Here is a 19632-nt window from a genome sequence, read left to right as displayed (position 1 = left end):
CTCAATGGACCTCGACGCGCTCGGCGCCTGTCTGATGACATCAGCCTGTGTGGTGACGCAAACCACCAGCGGGTTGATCGTGGGCATGCTGCTGTTCCTTGTCGCCGCAGGCGTGACTCTGATATTCGGGGTGCTGAAGATCGTGAATTTCGCCCATGGCACCTTCTACATGCTGGGCGGCTACGTTGCCTATACGGTCCTCGGCGTAACCGACAGCTATGCGCTTGCGGTGCTGTCGGGCGCGCTCTCAATGGCGCTGTTCGGGGTTGTGTTCGAGCGCGCGCTGATCAGCCGCGTCTATGGCTCCAACGTCCTGATGCAACTTCTAATCTGCTACGCCGTGGTGTTGATCTTCGATGATCTCGTGAAGATCATCTGGGGACCCGAGTTCCACGCCATGGGCATGCCGACGGCCTTTCAAGTGCCACCGCTCTTCATCGCGGGCGGCGTGGTGCCACCTTTTTACGCCGTGCTGATCGGCATCGCTGCGCTGATCGCGATCGTTCTCGGGCTCGGGCTCTCGATGACGCGGCTCGGCAAAACAGTGCGCGCCGCCGCGATCAACGCCCAGATGGTGTCGGCGCTCGGGGTCAACACCACGCTGCTGTTTGCGATCGTCTTCGCCGTCGGCGGCGGGCTCGCAGGGCTCGCGGGCGCGCTCGCAGCCCCCGTGCGTTCGCTGTCGCCAGGAATGGGCTTCTCGATCCTGATCGAGAGCTTCATTGTCACCGTGATCGGCGGCATGGGTTCGATCGCCGGCGCGCTGGTGTCGGCGCTTTTGGTGGGGCTCGTCCGCGGCTTCGGCACCATCGGCTTCCCCCAGTTCACCGAGGGGCTGATCTACGTCGTGATGATCTCCATCCTGCTGCTTCGGCCGCAGGGCCTGTTCGGTCGCCGGCTATGAAGAACAATCGCAGTACGGCCAAGCGCGATGCAGCGATTGCCGCAATAGCCTTGATTATCGTGCTGGCCATTCCGCTCGTCCATCGCAGCCCCGCGTTCGAGGATTTCGTCATCCGATTGAGTGCGATGGCGCTGTTTGCGACCTCGCTCAACCTGCTGGTCGGCAACACCGGCATGGTCTCGTTTGGCCACGGCATGTTCTATGGGCTGGGTGCCTACGCCTTCGCATTGATGATGCAGATGACGGAGCTCCCACTGGCCTTCGCCGCCTTGCTCGCGGTGCTGGTCACAATCCTTGCCGCGCTCTGCGTCGGCGCCATCTGTGTCCGGCTCAGCACCGACTATTTCGCCTTCATCACGTTGGCGTTTCAGATGCTGATCTACAGCATCATCATCTCCTGGCAGAGCCTCACCGGCGGCGACCAAGGGCTGCGCGGTGGCCTGCCGCGCCGCGAGATCTTCGGTTTCGAGCTCGCCTCCCAGCTTCACCTTTACCAGTTCTGCGCGGTTGTCGCGGTGTTCGGCCTGCTTGCGCTGCGCCACATTTCTGCGAGCCCGTTTGGCCAGACACTGCGCATGATTCGCGATAACGAGAGCCGCAGTGGCTTTCTGGGCGTGGTGCTGTGGCGCGCTCGGCTGGGGGCCTTCACCATCGCCGGCGGGTTTGCAGGGCTCGGCGGCGTACTAGCCGCGCTGTTCGTGTCGGGGGCCTATCCGGAATTCGCCGACTGGCCAAATTCGGGCCAAGCGATCTTTGCCGTTATGCTGGGAGGCATCAACAGCTTTCTTGGCCCGGCTCTGGGCGCGGCGATTCTGCTTGCGCTGAACGACCTGGTGGCGCGCGTCACCGAGTATCAGGGCCTGGTGCTGGGAAGCGTGATCCTCATCTTCGCCCTTGGCTTGCGCCGCGGCGTGCTTGATTTTCTCCGACTTGCCTGGCCGAAAGGCTTACGATGAAGCTCGAGGTCAGACATCTCACCAAGACGTTCGGTGGCGTGCGGGCGATCGACGATGTTTCGCTGGCCTTTCCGTCAGGCTCGCTTTCGGCGGTCATCGGACCGAACGGCGCCGGCAAGAGCACCTTCTTCCACCTGATCAGCGGTGCCTTCGCACCCGATGCCGGTGAAGTATTGCTCGATGGCCAGGACGTCGTCCGTCGCTCCAAGACCGAACGCATGCAGCTTGGCATCGGGCGGGCATTTCAGGTGGCGAGCTGCTTTGCGAGCATGACGGTGGCGGAGAATCTGATGGCCGCCGTCACCGCCCATCTCGGCCAGTGGGGCAATCTCGCCCGCCGCTTTCCGCCGCCCGGCGTGCGGGAGCGCGCTGGAAACGTGATGGAGTTGGTAGGCCTGACTCACGTTGCCAATGTCGAGGCCGCGATCCTTTCCCACGGCGACCAGAAGCTGCTCGATATCGCCATTGCGCTTGCGCTCGAACCGAAGGTACTCCTGCTCGATGAGCCGACGGCCGGCATGGGCCCCGACGAGCGCTGGCGCATGATCGGGCGCGTCCGGGGCTTATGGGACCAGCGAAAGCTGACGCTGGTGTTCATCGAGCACGACATGGACATCGTCTTCCAGATCGCGAGCACCATTCGCGTGCTGTGCTACGGCCGCGTGTTGGCCGAAGGCACGCCGGACGAGATCCGTAACAACCAGGCGGTGATCGACGCCTATCTCGGCAGGGAGGAGCACGTGGCATGACGGAGCTCCTGCGCGCCGACGGATTGAGCGCCTTTTATGGTGCCAGCCAAATCCTGTTCGATATCGACCTCGTGCTCGAAGAAAAGTGCACCCTGGCGCTGCTTGGCCGCAACGGGGCGGGCAAGAGCACGACCATGAAGACGCTTGCTGGGATCGTACCGGCCGGGAGCGGCCGCATCGTCCTCGCCGGGCGCGACATCACCCACGCGCCGCCCCATGCGCGCGCCAAGCTCGGCCTCGCCTATGTGCCCGAGGATCGCCAGGTGTTCCCCGAGCACACGGTGGAGGACAATCTCCTGATCGCGGCCAAGAGCGGTCCCGATGGACGGCGCGACTGGACGCTGCCGCGGATCTGGGACGCCTTCCCGCTGCTCGCAAACCTTCGCGCGCGCCAAGCGGGTCGCCTATCCGGCGGCGAGCAACAGCTGCTGGTGATAGCCCGGGCCCTGATGGGCAATCCTCTGGTTCTGTTGCTCGACGAGCCGAGTGAAGGGCTTGCTCCCATCGTGGTCGCCACTATCAGCAGAATGCTCCGCGAGCTGAGAGCAAGCGGCGCCACCATCCTGCTTGCCGAGCAGAACATGCATTTCTGCCTGCGAATTGCGGAGATGGCCGTGGTCATTGATAAAGGTAAGGTGGTGCACCGCGAGGATACGGCCGGTCTTGCTGGGAATGACGATATTCGCCGGCGTTATCTTGCCATTTAGCAGTCAGGACGGCGCTTGCATTTGCGAAACTCTACCCGGTTCAGTTCGAGGACACCGGATCATGAACGTCGAACTGTCCCGCCGAGAACTCGACCTCTCTTCCGCCATTGCTAAGGCTGATATTCGCTGACTCTTGATGGTGCTGGTGCACATGACCGGTGACCAACGTTGGCTGGAGCCCCCGTACAAGCCCAAACGCGACGTGCGCCTGATGCCCGGTCCCGACGCCGGCGTGACCGCGAATGAAATCCGCGCTAGGTCGTGAAACTGTTCGCTCAAGGCAACGCGCAGCCCGCCATCGCCGATCCTGGCGACGAGCTGATATTGAAGATGATGCGCGGGTGCCTCGGCGAGAACGTCGCGAGCGAATACGTGCCGCTCATGCGCGAACAGATGGGATTTGTTCCGCGCTGAAGCGCGCTGGAGCCGGCCTTCGCCGGACCAAGCTCTTGCCCAGCATCATGTGTTCATCGTGGGTGCCGGCGTCTGTCTCTGTGTCATTGCGCTAGGCGTTGCCTTCGGCCATCTGGTGATTCCCTACACCATTGTCGAGAAGAATGCCGAACTCGGTTGCACTTGGTGGGTCAACCGCTGTCCTGGTTGCGGCGTCGACACGCCGAACCATTCCTATTCCTATTCGTTCAGGCCGCGTAACGACTGGACCCGCTACTTCTGCCATCGCGAGCAGCTGCTCGATTACCTGAAGAAGGTCGCGGTGAGTACGGCATCGCCAGCCTCTACGCCTCGATACCCGGCTGACGTCGTCGCGCTGGAATGAGAGCAAGCGGCCCTGGGATTTCGACGCAAGACAAAAGATCGCGAACAGCGCTTTGAATCGACGGTACTCGTCAGCGCCATCGGCCGGCTCAACGATCCCTTGCGCGCGCATTTCGAGGGCCGGGAGGCGTTTCGCGGTCTCACTCTGCATTTGGCACTATGGTCCAACGAAGTCAAACTCGACGGCAAGCGCGTTGCCGTGATTGGCACCGAGGCCACCTCGATGCAGCTTGTGCCGTCCATTGCCGACCGTGTCGCGTCGGTGACGGTGTTTCAGCTAACCGCGCAATCGGTGCGGCCGGAGGAAGGCTATTCCGATCGCAACACCGAAGGCGCGCAGTGATCGCTCGCACGTCTGTCATTCTATGTGCAGTGGGTGGCTTCGTAGAGCAGCCGTTCAGCTTTCGCCGTCCCTTCGGCCGGCGGCAGATAGAGAAATGTCAGAAAATAGCTCGACTCATAGTGTCCTCCGGCTTCCTCGAATTGCGCTCGCCGCTCTGCATCGAGTAGTGCTGAAGCCACATCGGGAAACGTATTCGGGGGATAGCTGCCGGCGGAATGGCGTTGCGCCTCGACAAAGATCGCCCATCCGGATTCCAGGCGACGCAACTGCCAGCGAACGGCGACCCGATCTGCCTCCTCGACCATATCAAGTGCAACATAGTTCAGAGGAGGCGTGAGCGTCCTGAAAAGCGCAAGCAGCTTACTGGCACCCTCGTGTCCGCGGGGCCAATCCGGTTTAGTTGGCTCAACGAGTTTGAAATCCTCAGTGAACCATTCGTCTATCCGATAGGGCTCATTCTCATTGATTGCCCGGGCAATCTCGCGCAACAGTGCCTTTTGTTGCGACATCACACGTCTCCATCACTGAGCCGCCCACCAGGTCAAATTCACGCCAACCAAGTTGTCTACTCGTTGATCGGCTGTCCCGTCTACTTCGGCTTCGGTTTCGGGTCAAAATGCGAAACACTCGGCCTGAGCAATTCCGGTCCGCTTAATCCCGGGAGCTGACCTCTAAGTGGCGAGTCGCCGTTTCGCTAATGGGCAAAACACTCAACGACAAACCACAGCTTGGTGTCATCCGACGATCTTCACGATGGCTATCGCCAGCATAAGCAGGACACCTGCCCCCAACAGAACCCGCCAGCGGCTCAATTTCACCCATTGATACTTTTTCTCGTTGTGCGGCTGGTTTGCCGTATCGACGTTCTGAAATTTTATCGCGAGCGGAATGAAGTAGATGAAGGACCAGACGCGGGTTGCGAAATGTACGACGAGCGCTGCGATGATCCATGGGCGTGCCTGTAATGCGGTCCAAGCCAGCCATAACGCGACCAAGAGCGTAACCTCGAAGAGCCCATGCACGGGACCCCAGAACATGCCGCGATTAATGCCGCCACGCTGCGGCTGAATCATTTCCGGCATTCGCGGCCATGAACGATCAATCAGAATCGTTTCATAAAGGCCGCCACCTAGCGCAATGGCGCCAACAATAAGAGCCCCAAGAAGAGCATAGAGCGGCGGTGCATCGATCATTGGAAATTCCCTGCCGTGGAAAATTGCGCTGATGACAAAGCCTCTTAAAAGCATGATGAGATTAGGTTCGATAGCCCGAGTTTTTGAGGTAATTGGCACATTCTTCAGAGGTGAAGGCATCGAGAACTGCGGCAATTGCGGCGCAAACAGTGTCGGCGGTTCGCGCTGCAGCCTTCCGGAGAACGTGCTTGAGCTTGGCGAAGACCTGCTCGATTGGGTTCAGGTCGGGCGAGTATTTTGGCAGGAAGAAGATCCTGGCTCCGACCGAGCGGATCAGTTGGCGGACGGCCTTGCTTTTGTGGCTACCGAGATTGTCGAGGATCACGATGTCGCCAGGACGAAGGGTCGGCAGAAGAACGTGCTCGACGTAGGTGCGAAAGCTTTCGCCGTTGATCGGCCCTTCGATGAACCATGGGGCATCAATGCGGTCGTGGCGTAATGCGGCCAGGAAGGTCATGGTTTTCCAGCACCCGTGAGGAACTTTGGCGATCAGTCGGCAGCCACGTGGGCTCCATCCTCTCAAGGGCGCCATATCTGTCCTGGTCCAGGTCTCGTCGATAAAGACAAGGCGCGCGGCGTCGACGCGATCTTGATACTTCGTCCATTGGCTTCGTCGCCGCGCCACGTCAGGACCATCGCGTTCGCCAGCCACCACGCTTTTTTTTTGAAGCTGAGCTTCTCGACGTGGACGAACTCCCACACCGAGCGGTAATCGATCTTCAACCCGCGCTCGACAAGCTCGGCCACCAGCCCTCTTAAGGTGAAGTCGCTCTCTCTGATGCGTTGTCGCAGCCAAACGGCATACTCACCCGAGATCGCCTTGGGCTTGTGGCCACCCATCTGGCCAGGTTCGACGCTGCCGGTCTCAGCCTCGAGTCTGGTCCAGTTGATCGCTGTGCTGATCGCCACCTTGAACTGTTTGGCGGCCTGATTGCGCGACATCCCACCCTTGACCGCCGCCACAACCCGCCTCCGAAGGTCCAGAGAATACGGTGCTCCCATCCATGCTGGCCTCCTTCCCAGCCAGCACGGTGAATCAGAAACATGCCGATTTGGGAATCCCAAATCGATTCAGCCTAATCTCATTCCGCTTTTAGTTAATACACCAAAGCCCTTCCGGGCTATCCCGGTTGGTATCTCCTGAACATGCACGCCGATGGTATCGAGAGTGTCGAGTGCTCGACTCGTGATGTGTTCGGGGGATGTGAACTGTTAAGCCGGCCAAACACTAAATTTTTATGGATGGGAAAAGGTCGGCGACGGCTGCGTGAAAACGCGACGTTGCTCAAAAGCAGGAGAAAAGCGTTTTCTTTGCCGCCCCTTTTGAGATTGCGGAGCGCATATTGAGCTTCAGTAACGCGGAACGTGAGAAGTACGTTCTCCACGCTTCGCCGATTTTCGTGTTTTCACACAACCAGGGTCACAAGCGGTAGCCCCTCCAGCGATCGCGCGACCTCCGCTCCGTCCCTGAAACCGGACATTCGCGGCTTCGAGGCGATCTTCGGCTATGGGCCCACAAGCCGACGAACGTCGCAAGAGGTGTTACATCAATGATCCGCGACGTCTCGGCTGATGAATCCCCAAAAATCAGCATTGGGCGGGCGAGGAAAAACGAGTTCCTTGTAGGTGATCTTCTTATGTCGATCACCCCAGATTTGCGTTTCGCTTCGCGTGATATAGCGACCGGTCAGTTGGACCGGGTTGGCATCCGTGTTTAGGAACTTGCATTTGGCGAATACAGAACCGTCCGCGGACAGCCTACCGCTGATTGCGATGTCGGGATGGTCCCCAGTTTCGGCCGCTGTGTTCTCGCCATCAGGTCTGTAGTAAGCAAGAATCTCGATTTGGCTTCCGCGAATTTGAACGTCCGCCCTACCCACCCGGGCATCCCATCTGGGCGCTGCCCTCAAATCTTTTCCGACGCGGATAAAGTCCCACAACTCGGCAGCCTGCACAGGCTCGAAATGCACCGTCGAGCCCACGGCAATGAGCAGGACTATCTGTACGCACTTTGTCACGAAACCGAACTGAGGGCGCAGTGCCAAGCCAATCGTCATCGACACGACCTTGAGGGGAATTGTCCGAAGAGAGGCCAGTACAGCCGCCGCAAGATGTCTGCAATGGGTCGATTCCGTTGAAAAAGTCGGCAGTTGCGACGCAGAGATATCGATGATTCAGTCTGTCTAATTGGGCAGGACTGAAGATCATGATGGGGCATCGGCAAGTCGAACAGGCTGCGTTGTTCTATGAGTTCTCGCTAGAAAGGCACATCCCAGCCGACCACCTCCTGCGGTCGATCGATAGGTTCGTCGACCTGGAGGACCTGCGACGGGAGTTGGCACCGTTCTACAGCAACATCGGGCGGCCCTCGATCGATCCGGAGCTGATGATCAGGATGCTCCTGATCGGCTATTGCTTCGGCATCCGATCGGAACGGCGGCTCTGTGACGAAGTCCACCTCAATCTGGCATACCGCTGGTTTTGCCGTCTGGGTCTGGACGGGACTGTCCCTGATCACTCGACGTTCTCGAAGAACAGGCACGGCCGCTTCCGTGAGAGCGATCTCTTCCGCCGCGTGTTCGAGGCCGTCTTGCGCCGGTGCATCCGGGAGCGCCTGGTCGGCGGCGAAGGATTCGCGGTCGACGCGAGCCTGATCAAGGCGGATGCCAATCGGCAGAAGGGCATCGAAGGCGACAAGGGGCTTCCACCGGAGGCTGCCAGCCGAGCGATCGATGAATATCTTGCTGTTCTTGATGATGCCGCGTTCGGCGCCGCGACGGAGGTCACGCCCAAGTTTGTGTCGCCCTCCGACCCAGCGGCACGCTGGACGGGAGCGCACGGCGGCCAAGCCTTCTTCGCCTACTCGACGAACTATCTGGTCGACGTCGAGAATGCGATCATCGTCGATGTCGAGGCGACCACGGCGATCCGCCAAGCAGAAGTGTTGGCCGCCAAGCGCATGATTGAGCGTTCACTCGAAAGGTTCGATCTTTATCCAAGCCGGCTTCTCGGCGACAGTGCCTATGGCTCCGCTGAGATGCTCGGGTGGTTGGTCTACCAGCAGGGGATCGAGCCGCACGTGACCGTCTTCGACAAGTCGGCCCGCACCGACGGGACTTTCTCGCGCGAGGCCTTCACCTACGACTATGCTGCGGACGTCTATCGCTGCCCCGATGGCAAAACCCTCACCACCACAGGGAGGCCGGTGAACGACCATAGGACGATCCTCTACCGCGCGAGCAAGCACGATTGTCAAGCATGCTCTCTGAAAAGCAGGTGTTGCCCCAACACCCCGGCCCGGAAAGTTCCACGCTCGATCTACGAGGGCGCTCGCGACATGGCGCGCGAGATCGCAAGCTCATGGGAAGGCCGCACTTCACGCCGGCTCCGCAAGAAGATCGAGATGCTGTTCGCGCATCTCAAGCGCATTCTCAAGCTGGATCGGTTGAGACTAAGAGGGCCGAACGGCGCACGTGACGAGTTCACCCTCGCGGCCACCGCTCAGAACCTTCGTAAGATGGCCAAGCTGATCCCGATGCCTGCACCGACGCCCGCGTGACCCCACCAAGCCAATTCGTCCGCGAACAGCGGACGTTCACGACGAAACTACTGCCGACTTTTTCAACGGAATCGGCCACTACCGGACTTCAGGACCTGCTAGTACCTGTGCTTCGTGCGACCATTCTTGATCTTCCACCGGTCTAAATCCTATCGCCTCCCAAAACCTGGCAGCCCCATCGTTTCCCGCGTGCACAGTCACGATGGAAACCTTACTTGTCGCTTCAAGCAGCAGCGCGCTCGCTATGGTGCGGGCAACTTCGCGCCGTCTGAATTGACGATGCACGTAAAGCCGCCGCATCCGCCACATGGTTTGCACGGTCATCGCAGGCTCGTCCGTAATTGCTCCAACCCCAGCCAATCGGCCATTCACACGACACGTGTACGTCGCGTGAAATATGGTCCGGTTAAGCGCGAACTCGGCGGCCAACCGGGTCATATGCCGATGACCATCCGCTGTTGCATCCGCCTCCAATTCGGGAAAGTCCGCAGGTAAGATAGCGGCGGTACGTTCAAGCGAAAGGGTCATCAGTTTCCCTTCACAGCAACAGCTTGAATTGTTGGCTGATATGTAGCCGGCGATTCCTTCGAAGTGAAGTCTATGAATCGCTCCGACCGCACGCCGAGCTCTGCAGCACTTCGACTGGACGGAAGCTCACCAAGTCCACCCGGTCGAGAAAGCCTGTGATTGGCTCCCACCTGGATAGAAGAGCCTTGAGAGCCGGGCCCGGGTCAGACAGGGCACCCGACAGCGTTACGTGAGGCACCCAAGCTCTCGGTCGATAATGCGCATGAACCTTAAGATCGGGAAGTGCAGTTTGGATGGCCTGATGCCGAGCAAGCAACTCAGCGGTCACGACGGGAACCGCCCATAGAACGGCGCCGTCCCGCCTTTCTCTGTCGCCTTCGGCTTCTTCGGTCGCATCGGCCCCTCCGACGCGGCCACTGAATCAGAGCTGACGATACGACGGAATCTCAATCGACAAATTGCAGGCTTCCGACCCACAGCCTTTCCAAAGCCCGCAAATCCCAAAACCGCAATTACGTGAGAAATCGCCTTCGGATCAGCGGCTTCTGCGTTCTTCATGGGCGACACTAGGGCGTTTACTTAGCGCCAGTTGGCTCCGCCTGCAGTCGATTCCCGTTTCCTCCGGTTAGCGACCAAAAGCTAACCAGCCCGCGACGGCAGGGAGGTCACCGCTTCCAGTTGCGCTGTTCGCGTTGCCAGCCCGGCGAGCAAGCTCTTGTACAGGCGATCGTCGGGTTCGAAATTTTGCGCGAGCCTTTGGATGGTCTCGACAAATCGCAAGCGGTACGTCGCGGCCCTGTCAAGGTCTCCGTACTTCGCGAAGATCTCGGCGGCGGTGCGGTACGCCCGCCAAGAAGCGATCGGGAAGTCGGCATTGTCGACGATCTCCAGCGCACGGGATACGTGCAACTGCGCCGCCGCTGAATCGCCCAAAGCAAGCGCGGTGCGCGCGAGCAGTCCGTGAGCCTGGGCCAGGTGATTGAGATCTGGCGCGGATGCCACATAGTCGTGGAGTTGGCGTGCACAGCTCTGAGCCTGCGTAAAGTCGTCAACCTGCAAGTAATATTCGCCGAGGCAATGATACACCTGGGTCGCGGCGGTAAACTCGATGTCGATGCCTTCTTCAAGCCTGCGGCGCTCAATATCGTCAAATTGCCTCCGAGCTCCCGACGGGTCGTTCAGGCCGACGCAGGCCTTCGCAAGGACGGCCCGCTTGTGGAAATACGTCGACTGATCGCCGACCAGCAGACTATCGTCGACGCTTTCGCAGAGCTCACGGGCTCCATCAAAATCCATTGCTTCGACGTGCAACCAGGCAAGCGTCAGTCGACACAATGCGCTGCTGGGGCCGTTGGCGTTCCTGACGGCCAGTTCGAGGCCGGCCGTGATTTCACGTCGCAATTCCCGCCATTTGCCCAGATGAATGAGCGCGATTGACTCAAGAACGTTGAACAGAACAAAAGTGTAAACGTCGCCAGCCAGACGCGCCAGCCGCTTTCCCTCCATGCCGGCGCGGCGGCACTCGTGGTACCGCGACCTCCAGCAATCAACGATACCGGATATTCCATAGCGCCTGATCAAGATGCCATAGTTCGTGGCACTGGCACTCAGTTCGATCGCCCTGTCGCAGAGCATGGCGTCCTGTTTGCGCCATCCGTTGAGGAATAGGTTGACGCTCGCGCTACTGCCCTGGACCAGGGCCTTGAATGTGTCGTCCGCAAGCGCCTGGCTTCGCGACAGAACATCTTCAGCGGCCTCAAGACAGGCGTGGCGATCCACGCGCAGGCAGAGACTGCTCACCGCCGTAAGGGCGTTGAGCTGTTGCTTGATTTCGCCGGCCTGTTCTGCGCAGGCAATCATTTCTCGCAGATCGCGGATCGAGCCGACGAGGTCACCGCACGAGCGAAGAGCCCAGCTTCGCTGCCGCAGAAGAGCGATGCGGGTTGATAATTTGTCGGCCGCATCGAAACGATCAAGTATGCTGAGCGCACGAGTGAGATAGCTTGCGGCTTCCGCATGGCCGAGGCGTTTCGTCGAGTTCTCTGCCGCTTCCTGGAGGTAGCGCAACGCGCTCGGAAAATCGCGACCCCGCTCAAAGTGGAGTGCGAGGACGGGTGCTATTTCACGGGTGCGGCCGGCATAGGCCTGCTCCAGCCTCTTGCCCAAGCGCTTGTGCGTCTGTGCCCGGTGCCCCGGCGGCAGATTCTGGTAAACGACGTTCTGATAGAGAATGTGACGAAAAGCGTAGGAGCCCGAATATGTTCCATCGGGCCATTCGGAAACGCCCGAACGAACGAGGATTTGATCCTTCCGGATCGACGCTTCGATATCCATTTCAACGTCGATCGCATCATCGGACAGGCCGGCTGCAACGAGAGCCGCAGAAAACTCTTCGCCGGCGACGCTGGCGACATCAAGCAGACGTCGTTCGTTATCGGTGAGGCGGTCGAGCTCATGGCCGATCATGTTCAAGAGGCTGTCCGGAATACGATCTTGAGCAAATGCCGCCTGTGAAGAGAGGTGCCATCTGCCGTCCATTTCGATGATCGACTTCTGGTCGATGTGGTGTTTGAGCAGCGAGGCAACGAACAGAGGATGCCCCAGGGTTCGCTCGAATACTGGCTTTGACAGAGCAGAAGCCAATTCCGCGTCATGGAAGCGCAGCGCGAGATAGCGCTCGAGCTCCGAGCGCGACAATCGATCGAGGCGCAACTCGCTGCAGCATCCATGAATCTCAAGATCACGATGCAGGCGACGGATCGGATGCGCGTCGGCGGCGCTGTCGGCTGGACGGTAGGAGCAAAGGGCCAGCACGCGCGCCCTACCATTCCCCCGTGCAAAACGAGACACCACGTCAATCGTAGCGAAGTCGCTCCAATGCAGATCTTCGAGAACGAGGACCCAGGGACGGCCGGCGCTCAGCGCCTCCAGCAGATCGCAGAACTCCCGCAACATCCGCTCGCGCGTCGCCCCGAATACTTCATCCTGGAAAACCGCGCGTTCCGATGCGTCGATGGCACCTGGCAAATGCAATATCCAGGCAGGCGCGTGCGCGCGAACGGCCGAAATCAGTTCCTGGCCGTTCGTCCGAAAGCGGTTCACCAGCGCATCGATGAGTGGCAGAAAGACCTCGTCCGTTCCAAACCGTTCGGTGCAGCGCCCATAGAGCAGGTCGAAGCCCTGTTCCGTCAATAGCTCGATCGCCTTGGCGATGAAGGCCGTCTTGCCAATCCCGGCTTCTCCCGTAACAAAGGCCATTTGCCGTTGACCGGACAATACGTGCCGCGTCATCTGGTCGATCCTCTCCAAGGGGGCTGTCCGGCCGACGACCAGGTTGGATACCTCGGCCTTCGGAGGTGCGGCCACGCTCTCGACCTCCCTGGCTGCTTCGCGCACCGTGCCGATAAAGCGGACGCCTTTGCGCGGCAAGGTCTTGATCAGCCGCTGCGTCTCGCCGGAATCGCCTATTCCCGTGCGGGCTGCATTGATGCGTGTGGTGAGCGCTGACTCCGAGACGATGCGACCGCCCCAAATTGCACCGATCAGATCGTCCTTGGTCACCACTCGGGCTCGGTGGCGGATCAGATATTCAAGGAGGTCGAAAACCTGAGGCTGCAAAGGAATCGGACATCCGTCGCGGCGCAACTCCCGCTGGTCGGTGTCCAGAATAAAATTTTCGAATAGGTACAGCAAAACAATGCCTTCGCAGAAGCGGCGAGGTGGATATTCAACCGGCACGCGGGCCCGAAATCAAGGACAGCCTTCAAAAATCAAGGAAACGATAAGGACAAATTGAGCTCGCGTTAAAGCGTGGGGCAGCGTCCGGTTCGATACTTCCAGCCGCATCCAGCCAATCACACACGGTGTTCCCGTAATGCAGATGGAAGAGAAGGCACGGCTTCTCACTCGCGTGTACTATGCGTTGATGTTTCACAAGATATTTCAGTCGATCGAGACATCCTTCGCACCACTATTTGACAGCAAAGCCTCACCGAGGAGTGATGCGTCGCTTTCAGCGAATTCGTTTGTCGCCTCCGAGAGTTCTTACCGAAAGGAAGGCTCGTTTGGGCGCCTCTTTCAAGCGCTGCGCGATTCGCGACGGCTGCAGGCGGAGCGCACTCTTCGCCGGTATCCTCACCTGATCGACAATAAGTGGCACCAGTTTGACTCTCAGTCAGATGTTGGAGGACGTGACAATGTCGCTCAGTGAAAAGGCGTCCGAACGCAGATTTCAGAGTTGGGCACCGAGCGAGAATAGGCTGCTGGCAACGATCGCCATCTGCTTTGTCATTCTGCACATCCTTGCGGCTATAATAATGACCTCCGCCCATCTGAGCGATACCAGGGCAGCGCCTGAGGTGCCCGGACTGTTGTCCGGGGACTAACCCCCAAATCGCTATTCCATGATTTTATCGGCCGAAAGGGTTAGCTCATGGGCGACATTGCGTCGTTTTGCCTGCTCAGTATCGCCGTGTTTTGCGGCGCCTTCGTCTCGGGCCTCGCGGGCTTTGCCTTTTCGGCGGTGGCCGGCGCGATTCTACTTCACGTTCTCCCGCCTCTCGAGGCCGTCCCGCTGATGATGGCCTGCAGCATCACAGTGCAGGCCACGAACCTTTGGGCGTTGAGAAAAAACATCCGCTGGAAGCAGAGCTCGGCACTGGTCTTCGGCGGATTGCTTGGCGTTCCGATCGCCGTGTGGTTGCTGCAGACTGCAGACGCGCGGATCTTCAGAGAGAGCTTTGGTCTCGCCATCGCCTGCTATGCAGGCTACACATTGTTCCGGCCGGTGCTTTCTCGTCGCCTGCAGATGAATGTGCGGCGCAATGCATTAATCGGCTTCGGCGGCGGCCTTTTCGGCGGGTTGACGGCAATGCCGGGCGCAATACCGACCATATGGTGTGACATCCACGGCGTGCCAAAAACTGAGCAGCGCGGGCTGGTTCAGCCTTTCATTGCTGCCATGCAGGTTTTCGCGCTCGTGCTGATGCTGTTGCAAAATGATTTGTCGTCGAAGGTCTTGGTTGAGTTCGTCGCCAGTATTCCGGCACTGCTTGCCGGCGCGGCGCTGGGCATTTTCGCTTTTCGCTGTGTCAATGAAGGATCATTCCGGCGGATCATCCTCACCATGTTGCTATTTTCTGGCGTGCTGCTGGCCTTGTAGTTATGCCAGTCTGACCGCGGTGTTCTCAACCAAATAAGGCGATGTCGCTGGGTCGCGACACGCTACGACAAATCGTCCGTTAAGAAGCCGGCTTGACGGCCGGATAGAGGACGGCTTGCCGCCAGAGAGCGATCAGGATTGAGGTCAGCAAAGCCCCCAGCCAGACGAGGACGCGGCGGAGGTTGTGTCTGACGGCGGTGAGGATGACGTTGATGGCCGCGGCTCTTGAGATGACAGCGGCCGATGTGCCCGTCGCTCTTCATGTGGCCGATGATGGGCTCGATGGTAGCTGGCGCGCCCGGAACGATTCGAACATCTGGCCCTCAGATTGGCGGCTCGCGCAGCCGGGGTTGGGCTAAACGACGTTCGGAACAATCCACCTATCTGCACGACTTAGCCGCCGATTCAACGACCTCAGCATTAACTTGTTCACCTCGGGTCAGCCCTCTGCGACCGTGATGGGTCGCCCGACCTCCGTGAGAGAGATTTTCGCTTCCAACAGGAACGGCGTTGGTTGTGGACGATGGACCCACATCGACGGGTTCAGCGAGAACGTTATCCGCTACATCTGGGAGATCGAAGCCCGCGAATGACGATAGCTGGAGCGCCGATAAAGAGGAGACGGGCCATGACGAGAATGCACAAGGTGCAACGAGAGGTGCCATCGCCAACGCAGCGGCTGTTCCTGACGCGCCGGGAGGCTGCCATCGAATTGCGGATGTCCCTGGCAAAACTGGACCGCGTGATCGCGCGCGGCGAACTGAAGGCCAAGAAGCACGGACACTCGGTGGTGGTGATGGCGAGCGAGATCACGCGCTATATCGAACAATGGCCCGACGTACAACCGCGCGCCGTTCGTGGCGCGCGGTGAAGACTAATTTTCAGCTACGAGCCTTCCATTGCGTCTCCAACGCCGCGTATTCAGGCGACCGTCTTGAGCTGCGGCCTCGGCCGCGCAAGGTGGCGCTCCCATGCGTTCATGATGCCCATGCGGGGCTTCCAGAGCCGATTGCGCCGGTAGGCGCGCCTGACCTTGTCGCCCGGATTGTGCGCCATGCAGTAGCCGATGGCATCGGGATTGAACTTCATGGTTTCGCCGTCGTCCTGCAGCTCATTTTCCGCCCACGTCTGGAAGGTGGCGCGCATGCCGTGCGGCGTCGCGTTCTTCTTCAGCGTATCCACAAGCAGATCGCGCATGGTGTTTTCCGAGATCGGCTGCTCGAACGGATTTTTGAGCTGACTGGCATCGCCCGGCCACAACAGCCCGACCGGCTGGCCAGGGAAGGTTTCTTGCAGGTACGCAATCTGCTCCTTGAGCACGGCGACGAGACGCGGCACCATCGGCAGGATGAACGGATGGCCGTCGTCATCGACCTTCATCAGGTCGTTCGGCACGGTCCATTTCGGTCCCGGCCGCAACGGATCGTCTGCATCGCCTTCCAGATCGAGATGGTCGATGTGCAGATAGCGCACCGCATTGGTGCGCAGGTTGGAGAGGATCAGCGCTTCAAGCGCGCGTGCCGACTGGCTCTTGATGGCGCGCAGCTCGACCATGAACTCAGGCATCTTCTCTGCGTTGAGCGCTTTCATGGGTCCGCGAATCCGCCCGCGCTTTTTGACGGGTTTGCCGAGCACCGCGACGATAGCCTCCACGCTTGCCGGATCGCCCATGGGACGCAGTTCTTCCCTCGCCGCCGCCTTCAGGACGCGGGCAACCAGCGCACGCACTTCCTCGGCCATCGCCGGCTTGGCGTCCCAGATCGGACGCATGACCTCGAGCACCTCGGGCGTGCCGATTTTCTCAATCGGCAGTTTGTTGATCGCCGCGCAATAGATCGGAATGATACGCTTCATCCCTGCGGCATCCTTGGCGTTCTTGCGCTTGTCAGCCCACCCTGCGACGACTTTCGTGCCATAGGTTTCGAAGGTCGGGCCGGTCTTCGGGCGGCCGACGCCTTTGGCCTCAGGATAGATGCCCTGCTTGATGTCATCCTGCAGTTTGAGATGCGCGGCCAGCGCGGCGGTGTAAGAAAAATCCTCGACGCTGCCGAGTGGCGTGAGCTTGGGCTGGCGCTTCTGGCTCTCCTTCAGCATGTGCTTGGGCTTCTCCCACTGCGAATAGAACAGACGCGAGTTGCCGGTCACGAGCAGTTTGAAGCTCCGATGGTGTTCATCGGTATAGAGCTTCTGCTTGCGCTTGCCTTTCTCGTCCAGCCCGCCGTCCGGCAGGGAGCGAAGATTATTGGCGTTGAAAAACTTGGTCATAATTTTGGGACCGAGCTCGATTGGGCGTATTGCCCACTCACCCTTCAAGGGACTATCTAATTTGATTCCGTTTTTAATTCAAGGCGCCCGAGGCGGGTGATGACAGCTGCGAATGCAAGACATGAATTGAAAACAAAAGTGCAGCACCAACAAGGTGTTGCCGTCAAACGCGCGATAGGAGGGATGAGACGGGACGAGGATTGAGGAGGCATGATAATACCGATGGCTGGGGCGGGAGGGATCGAACCTCCGAATGGCGGAATCAAAATCCGCTGCCTTACCGCTTGGCTACGCCCCATCAGGCGGACCGGATGGGCGCCCTGGCGGGCGCGCCGATTCCGGTCCGGCTGCCGTGGTCTACAGACCGCGGCCCCCCATTTCAACCGCCGCGAAGGCTGAATTTTGCTCTGCCCTTGCCTGCCTCCCACCCGGCCGGCCACCGCCAGCCGCTGCTGCGCCTTGCGGTCACGGCTGGACATGCGCGCAGCAGTTGAGGCCAGGTCGGTTTCATGGGAAGACGGCAGCCAAATCCCAGAGACTGCCGAGGAAGCGTCATGACCTATCGCGCGCCGATCAACGATATCCTGCTCGCCCTCAATCATGGCGCTGGCCTGAAGGCCGCGGTCGAGGCCGGGCATTACGGCGATTTCGATCCCGACATCACCGCCGCGGTGCTGGACGAAGCCGGCAAGATCGCCAGCGACGTGCTGGCCCCGCTCAACCGGATCGGCGACCAGAATGGCGTCAAGCTTGCGGACAGCAAGGTCACCACCGCGCCGGGCTGGCCGGAGGCCTACCGTCGCTGGATCGAGGGCGGCTGGAATGCGGTCTCCGGCCCGGAAGCGTTCGGCGGCCAGGGCCTGCCGCTCGCCATCAATGCCGCCTGCACCGAGATCTGGAGCGCGGCCAACATGGCCTTCGGCCTCTGCCCCCTGCTGACGCTTTCGGCGATCGAGGCGCTCGATGCCCATGGCAGTGACGAACTGAAGCGCATCTATCTCGCCAAGCTGATTTCCGGCGAATGGACCGGCACCATGCAGCTCACCGAGCCGCAGGCCGGCTCCGATGTCGGCGCGCTCCGCACCCGCGCCGAGCGCGCAGGAGACGGCAGCTATCGCATCAAGGGCTCCAAGATCTTCATCACCTATGGCGACCACGACATGACCGATAACATCGTGCATTTCGTGCTCGCGCGCCTGCCGGATGCGCCTCCCGGCACCAAGGGCATCTCGCTGTTCCTGATCCCCAAATTCCTGGTCAATGAAGACGGCTCGCTGGGCGCGCGCAACGACATCTATCCCTCCGGTGTCGAGCACAAGCTCGGCATCCACGCCTCCCCCACCTGCACCATGACGATGGGCGATCATGGCGGCGCGATCGGCTACCTGATCGGCGAGGAGAACGCCGGCATGCGCTGCATGTTCACGATGATGAACCAGGCGCGGCTCGGCGTCGGCCTCGAAGGCGTCGGGATCGCCGATCGCGCCTTCCAGCAGGCGCTCGCTTATGCACAAGAGCGCAAACAGGGCCGAGCGGTCGGGCGCACGAGCGGCGGACCTGATGCCATCATCAATCATCCCGACGTCAAGCGCATGCTGCTGCAGATGCGCGCGCTGACCGCGGCGTCGCGATCGATCTGCTACGCTACGGCCGTGGCGCTCGACGTCGCTGCGCGCGCCACGGATGAAAAAGTGCGCGCAGATGCCGCCGCGCGCGGCGCGCTGCTGACGCCGATCGCAAAGGCGTTCTCGACCGACATCGGCAATGAGGTCGCCTCTCTCGGCGTGCAGGTCCATGGCGGCATGGGCTTCATCGAGGAGACCGGCGCCGCGCAGCATGCGCGCGACGCCCGCATCACCGCGATCTATGAGGGCACCAACGGTATCCAGGCGATCGACCTCGTCACCCGCAAGCTGGCGGCGAGCGGCGGCGCCTCGGTGTTCAAGCTGCTCGACGAGCTCAATAATATCGTCCGCAGGGTCGAGGCCTCCAACGATCCGGCCTTCGGCACGACAGGACCCAAGCTGCGCGATGCGCTTCATAGCCTCGATCGCACCAGCCGCTGGCTGCTGGAGAAGCTCGCCTCCGCGCCGAACGATGCGCTGGCCGGCGCCACGCCCTATTTGCGGCTGTTCGGCTCCGCGCTCGGCGGCTGCATGCTTGCGAACGAGGCTCTCGCCGCGCGCGGCGAGAGCGAGGCAGATGGCGCGCGTCATGTCGCGCTCGCCAGATTTTTCGCCGAGAATTTTGCCGTGCAGGCGCTGTCTCTCGAAAAGACCATAACCGACGGCGCCGAGGCGGTGCTGGCGGCGGATGCGGTGTTGATCGGGTGAGGCAAGACGGCCGTCATCCACTCAGCCGTGATACTCCGCAAAAGCGGAGTATCCAGTACGCCGAGGCCTCTCGGTCGATCACCAACGTCTCGGCGTACTGGATCGTCCGCCTTCGCTGACGATGACCGCCGAGGGGAAGGCGCGCAGCCCACCAAAT

General features: G+C 60.4%; 18 protein-coding genes, 1 tRNA gene and 3 pseudogenes. 11 read left to right on the top strand and 11 right to left on the bottom strand.

The annotated features are described in order from the left end of the window. Positions 1 to 4: 4 nt before the first annotated feature. From P6U24_RS12420 to P6U24_RS12390, 7 genes are all read left to right on the top strand, one after another. A complete protein-coding gene (locus P6U24_RS12420; protein WP_407159403.1) occupies positions 5 to 904 on the top strand; it encodes a branched-chain amino acid ABC transporter permease in 900 nt (299 codons plus the stop codon). Continuing rightward, the gene (locus tag P6U24_RS12415; protein WP_407159402.1) at positions 901 to 1860 is read left to right on the top strand and encodes a branched-chain amino acid ABC transporter permease; all 960 of its coding nucleotides are present in this window, start codon (positions 901 to 903) and stop codon (positions 1858 to 1860) included. The genes P6U24_RS12420 and P6U24_RS12415 overlap by 4 nt, the downstream gene beginning before the upstream one ends. Beyond that, complete coding sequence (locus tag P6U24_RS12410) at positions 1857 to 2609, top strand: ABC transporter ATP-binding protein (RefSeq protein WP_407159401.1); 753 nt, start codon at positions 1857 to 1859, stop codon at positions 2607 to 2609. Before P6U24_RS12415 ends, P6U24_RS12410 begins: the two co-directional genes overlap by 4 nt. Then, complete coding sequence (locus tag P6U24_RS12405; RefSeq protein WP_407159400.1) at positions 2606 to 3316, top strand: ABC transporter ATP-binding protein; 711 nt, start codon at positions 2606 to 2608, stop codon at positions 3314 to 3316. Before P6U24_RS12410 ends, P6U24_RS12405 begins: the two co-directional genes overlap by 4 nt. 261 nt (positions 3317 to 3577) lie before the next feature. Further along, the gene (locus tag P6U24_RS12400) at positions 3578 to 3730 is read left to right on the top strand and encodes a hypothetical protein (RefSeq protein ID WP_407159399.1); all 153 of its coding nucleotides are present in this window, start codon (positions 3578 to 3580) and stop codon (positions 3728 to 3730) included. A 58-nt stretch (positions 3731 to 3788) separates the two neighbouring features. After that, positions 3789 to 4094 carry a hypothetical protein gene (locus P6U24_RS12395; RefSeq protein WP_407159398.1) on the top strand — a complete coding sequence of 102 codons (306 nt, stop codon included), beginning with the start codon at positions 3789 to 3791 and terminating at the stop codon, positions 4092 to 4094. 99 nt (positions 4095 to 4193) lie between these two features. Continuing rightward, positions 4194 to 4436 carry a hypothetical protein gene (locus tag P6U24_RS12390; RefSeq protein WP_407159397.1) on the top strand — a complete coding sequence of 81 codons (243 nt, stop codon included), beginning with the start codon at positions 4194 to 4196 and terminating at the stop codon, positions 4434 to 4436. 38 nt (positions 4437 to 4474) lie between these two features. Here the strand turns inward: P6U24_RS12390 and P6U24_RS12385 are convergent. The 5 genes and pseudogenes from P6U24_RS12385 to P6U24_RS12365 form a co-directional block, all read right to left on the bottom strand. After that, positions 4475 to 4726, bottom strand: a pseudogene (locus P6U24_RS12385) (hypothetical protein); the annotation flags it as partial. A 30-nt stretch (positions 4727 to 4756) separates the two neighbouring features. Beyond that, positions 4757 to 4945, bottom strand: a pseudogene (locus tag P6U24_RS12380) (hypothetical protein); the annotation flags it as partial. Positions 4946 to 5170: 225 nt separating this feature from the next. Beyond that, the gene (locus P6U24_RS12375; RefSeq protein WP_407159396.1) at positions 5171 to 5629 is read right to left on the bottom strand and encodes a hypothetical protein; all 459 of its coding nucleotides are present in this window, start codon (positions 5627 to 5629) and stop codon (positions 5171 to 5173) included. Positions 5630 to 5690: 61 nt separating this feature from the next. Further along, positions 5691 to 6631, bottom strand: a protein-coding gene (locus P6U24_RS12370) for an IS630 family transposase (protein WP_407159395.1) whose coding sequence is annotated in 2 segments (ribosomal slippage) — positions 5691 to 6293 and positions 6296 to 6631 — 939 coding nt in all. Because the reading frame shifts where the segments join, the coding sequence is not laid out codon by codon here. A 545-nt stretch (positions 6632 to 7176) separates the two neighbouring features. Then, entirely contained in the window at positions 7177 to 7686 is a 510-nt protein-coding gene (locus P6U24_RS12365) for a hypothetical protein (RefSeq protein WP_407159394.1), read from the bottom strand. 149 nt (positions 7687 to 7835) lie between these two features. Here P6U24_RS12365 and P6U24_RS12360 point away from each other — a divergent pair, with 149 nt between their 5' ends. Beyond that, the gene (locus tag P6U24_RS12360; RefSeq protein ID WP_407154848.1) at positions 7836 to 9188 is read left to right on the top strand and encodes a transposase; all 1353 of its coding nucleotides are present in this window, start codon (positions 7836 to 7838) and stop codon (positions 9186 to 9188) included. Between the two features lie 78 nt (positions 9189 to 9266). Here P6U24_RS12360 and P6U24_RS12355 read toward each other — a convergent pair whose 3' ends face one another. From P6U24_RS12355 to P6U24_RS12345, 3 genes are all read right to left on the bottom strand, one after another. Beyond that, positions 9267 to 9716, bottom strand: coding sequence for a GNAT family N-acetyltransferase (locus tag P6U24_RS12355; RefSeq protein ID WP_407159393.1), 450 nt, complete (start codon positions 9714 to 9716; stop codon positions 9267 to 9269). A gap of 70 nt (positions 9717 to 9786) precedes the next feature. Beyond that, positions 9787 to 10044, bottom strand: a complete 258-nt coding sequence (locus tag P6U24_RS12350; RefSeq protein WP_407159392.1) for a hypothetical protein — start codon at positions 10042 to 10044, stop codon at positions 9787 to 9789. Between the two features lie 311 nt (positions 10045 to 10355). Then, positions 10356 to 13454 (bottom strand): AAA family ATPase, encoded by a 3099-nt coding sequence (locus P6U24_RS12345; RefSeq protein WP_407159391.1) that lies wholly within the window; start codon positions 13452 to 13454, stop codon positions 10356 to 10358. 694 nt (positions 13455 to 14148) lie between these two features. Between P6U24_RS12345 and P6U24_RS12340 the strand changes: the two genes are divergently transcribed. Then, entirely contained in the window at positions 14149 to 14877 is a 729-nt protein-coding gene (locus P6U24_RS12340) for a sulfite exporter TauE/SafE family protein (protein WP_407159390.1), read from the top strand. Positions 14878 to 14956: 79 nt separating this feature from the next. Here the strand turns inward: P6U24_RS12340 and P6U24_RS12335 are convergent. Beyond that, positions 14957 to 15176, bottom strand: a pseudogene (locus P6U24_RS12335) (IS5/IS1182 family transposase); the annotation flags it as partial. 329 nt (positions 15177 to 15505) lie between these two features. Between P6U24_RS12335 and P6U24_RS12330 the strand changes: the two are divergent. Then, entirely contained in the window at positions 15506 to 15748 is a 243-nt protein-coding gene (locus tag P6U24_RS12330; RefSeq protein WP_407159389.1) for a hypothetical protein, read from the top strand. Between the two features lie 50 nt (positions 15749 to 15798). Here P6U24_RS12330 and P6U24_RS12325 read toward each other — a convergent pair whose 3' ends face one another. Further along, positions 15799 to 17142 (bottom strand): tyrosine-type recombinase/integrase, encoded by a 1344-nt coding sequence (locus P6U24_RS12325; RefSeq protein ID WP_407159388.1) that lies wholly within the window; start codon positions 17140 to 17142, stop codon positions 15799 to 15801. 223 nt (positions 17143 to 17365) lie between these two features. Beyond that, a tRNA-Gln gene (locus P6U24_RS12320) sits at positions 17366 to 17440 on the bottom strand. A 256-nt stretch (positions 17441 to 17696) separates the two neighbouring features. Here P6U24_RS12320 and P6U24_RS12315 point away from each other — a divergent pair. Beyond that, positions 17697 to 19475 carry an acyl-CoA dehydrogenase gene (locus tag P6U24_RS12315; protein WP_407159387.1) on the top strand — a complete coding sequence of 593 codons (1779 nt, stop codon included), beginning with the start codon at positions 17697 to 17699 and terminating at the stop codon, positions 19473 to 19475. The last annotated feature ends 157 nt before the right edge of the window (positions 19476 to 19632 follow it).

Source organism: Bradyrhizobium sp. STM 3557 (genome assembly GCF_045571465.1).
Taxonomy (GTDB): Bacteria; Pseudomonadota; Alphaproteobacteria; order Rhizobiales; family Xanthobacteraceae; genus Bradyrhizobium.
The sequence above is the reverse complement of the archived record's forward strand: the minus strand, read 5'-3'. Positions and strand labels throughout refer to the sequence as shown.

Coding starts and splice junctions, on each gene's coding strand:
- P6U24_RS12420 (WP_407159403.1), top strand. CDS start 5: ATGGACCTCGACGCGCTCGGCGCCTGTCTGATGACATCAGCCTGTGTG.
- P6U24_RS12365 (WP_407159394.1), bottom strand. CDS start 7,686: ATGACGATTGGCTTGGCACTGCGCCCTCAGTTCGGTTTCGTGACAAAG.
- P6U24_RS12375 (WP_407159396.1), bottom strand. CDS start 5,629: ATGATCGATGCACCGCCGCTCTATGCTCTTCTTGGGGCTCTTATTGTT.
- P6U24_RS12410 (WP_407159401.1), top strand. CDS start 1,857: ATGAAGCTCGAGGTCAGACATCTCACCAAGACGTTCGGTGGCGTGCGG.
- P6U24_RS12315 (WP_407159387.1), top strand. CDS start 17,697: ATGACCTATCGCGCGCCGATCAACGATATCCTGCTCGCCCTCAATCAT.
- P6U24_RS12360 (WP_407154848.1), top strand. CDS start 7,836: ATGATGGGGCATCGGCAAGTCGAACAGGCTGCGTTGTTCTATGAGTTC.
- P6U24_RS12415 (WP_407159402.1), top strand. CDS start 901: ATGAAGAACAATCGCAGTACGGCCAAGCGCGATGCAGCGATTGCCGCA.
- P6U24_RS12405 (WP_407159400.1), top strand. CDS start 2,606: ATGACGGAGCTCCTGCGCGCCGACGGATTGAGCGCCTTTTATGGTGCC.
- P6U24_RS12330 (WP_407159389.1), top strand. CDS start 15,506: ATGACGAGAATGCACAAGGTGCAACGAGAGGTGCCATCGCCAACGCAG.
- P6U24_RS12340 (WP_407159390.1), top strand. CDS start 14,149: ATGGGCGACATTGCGTCGTTTTGCCTGCTCAGTATCGCCGTGTTTTGC.
- P6U24_RS12355 (WP_407159393.1), bottom strand. CDS start 9,716: ATGACCCTTTCGCTTGAACGTACCGCCGCTATCTTACCTGCGGACTTT.
- P6U24_RS12325 (WP_407159388.1), bottom strand. CDS start 17,142: ATGACCAAGTTTTTCAACGCCAATAATCTTCGCTCCCTGCCGGACGGC.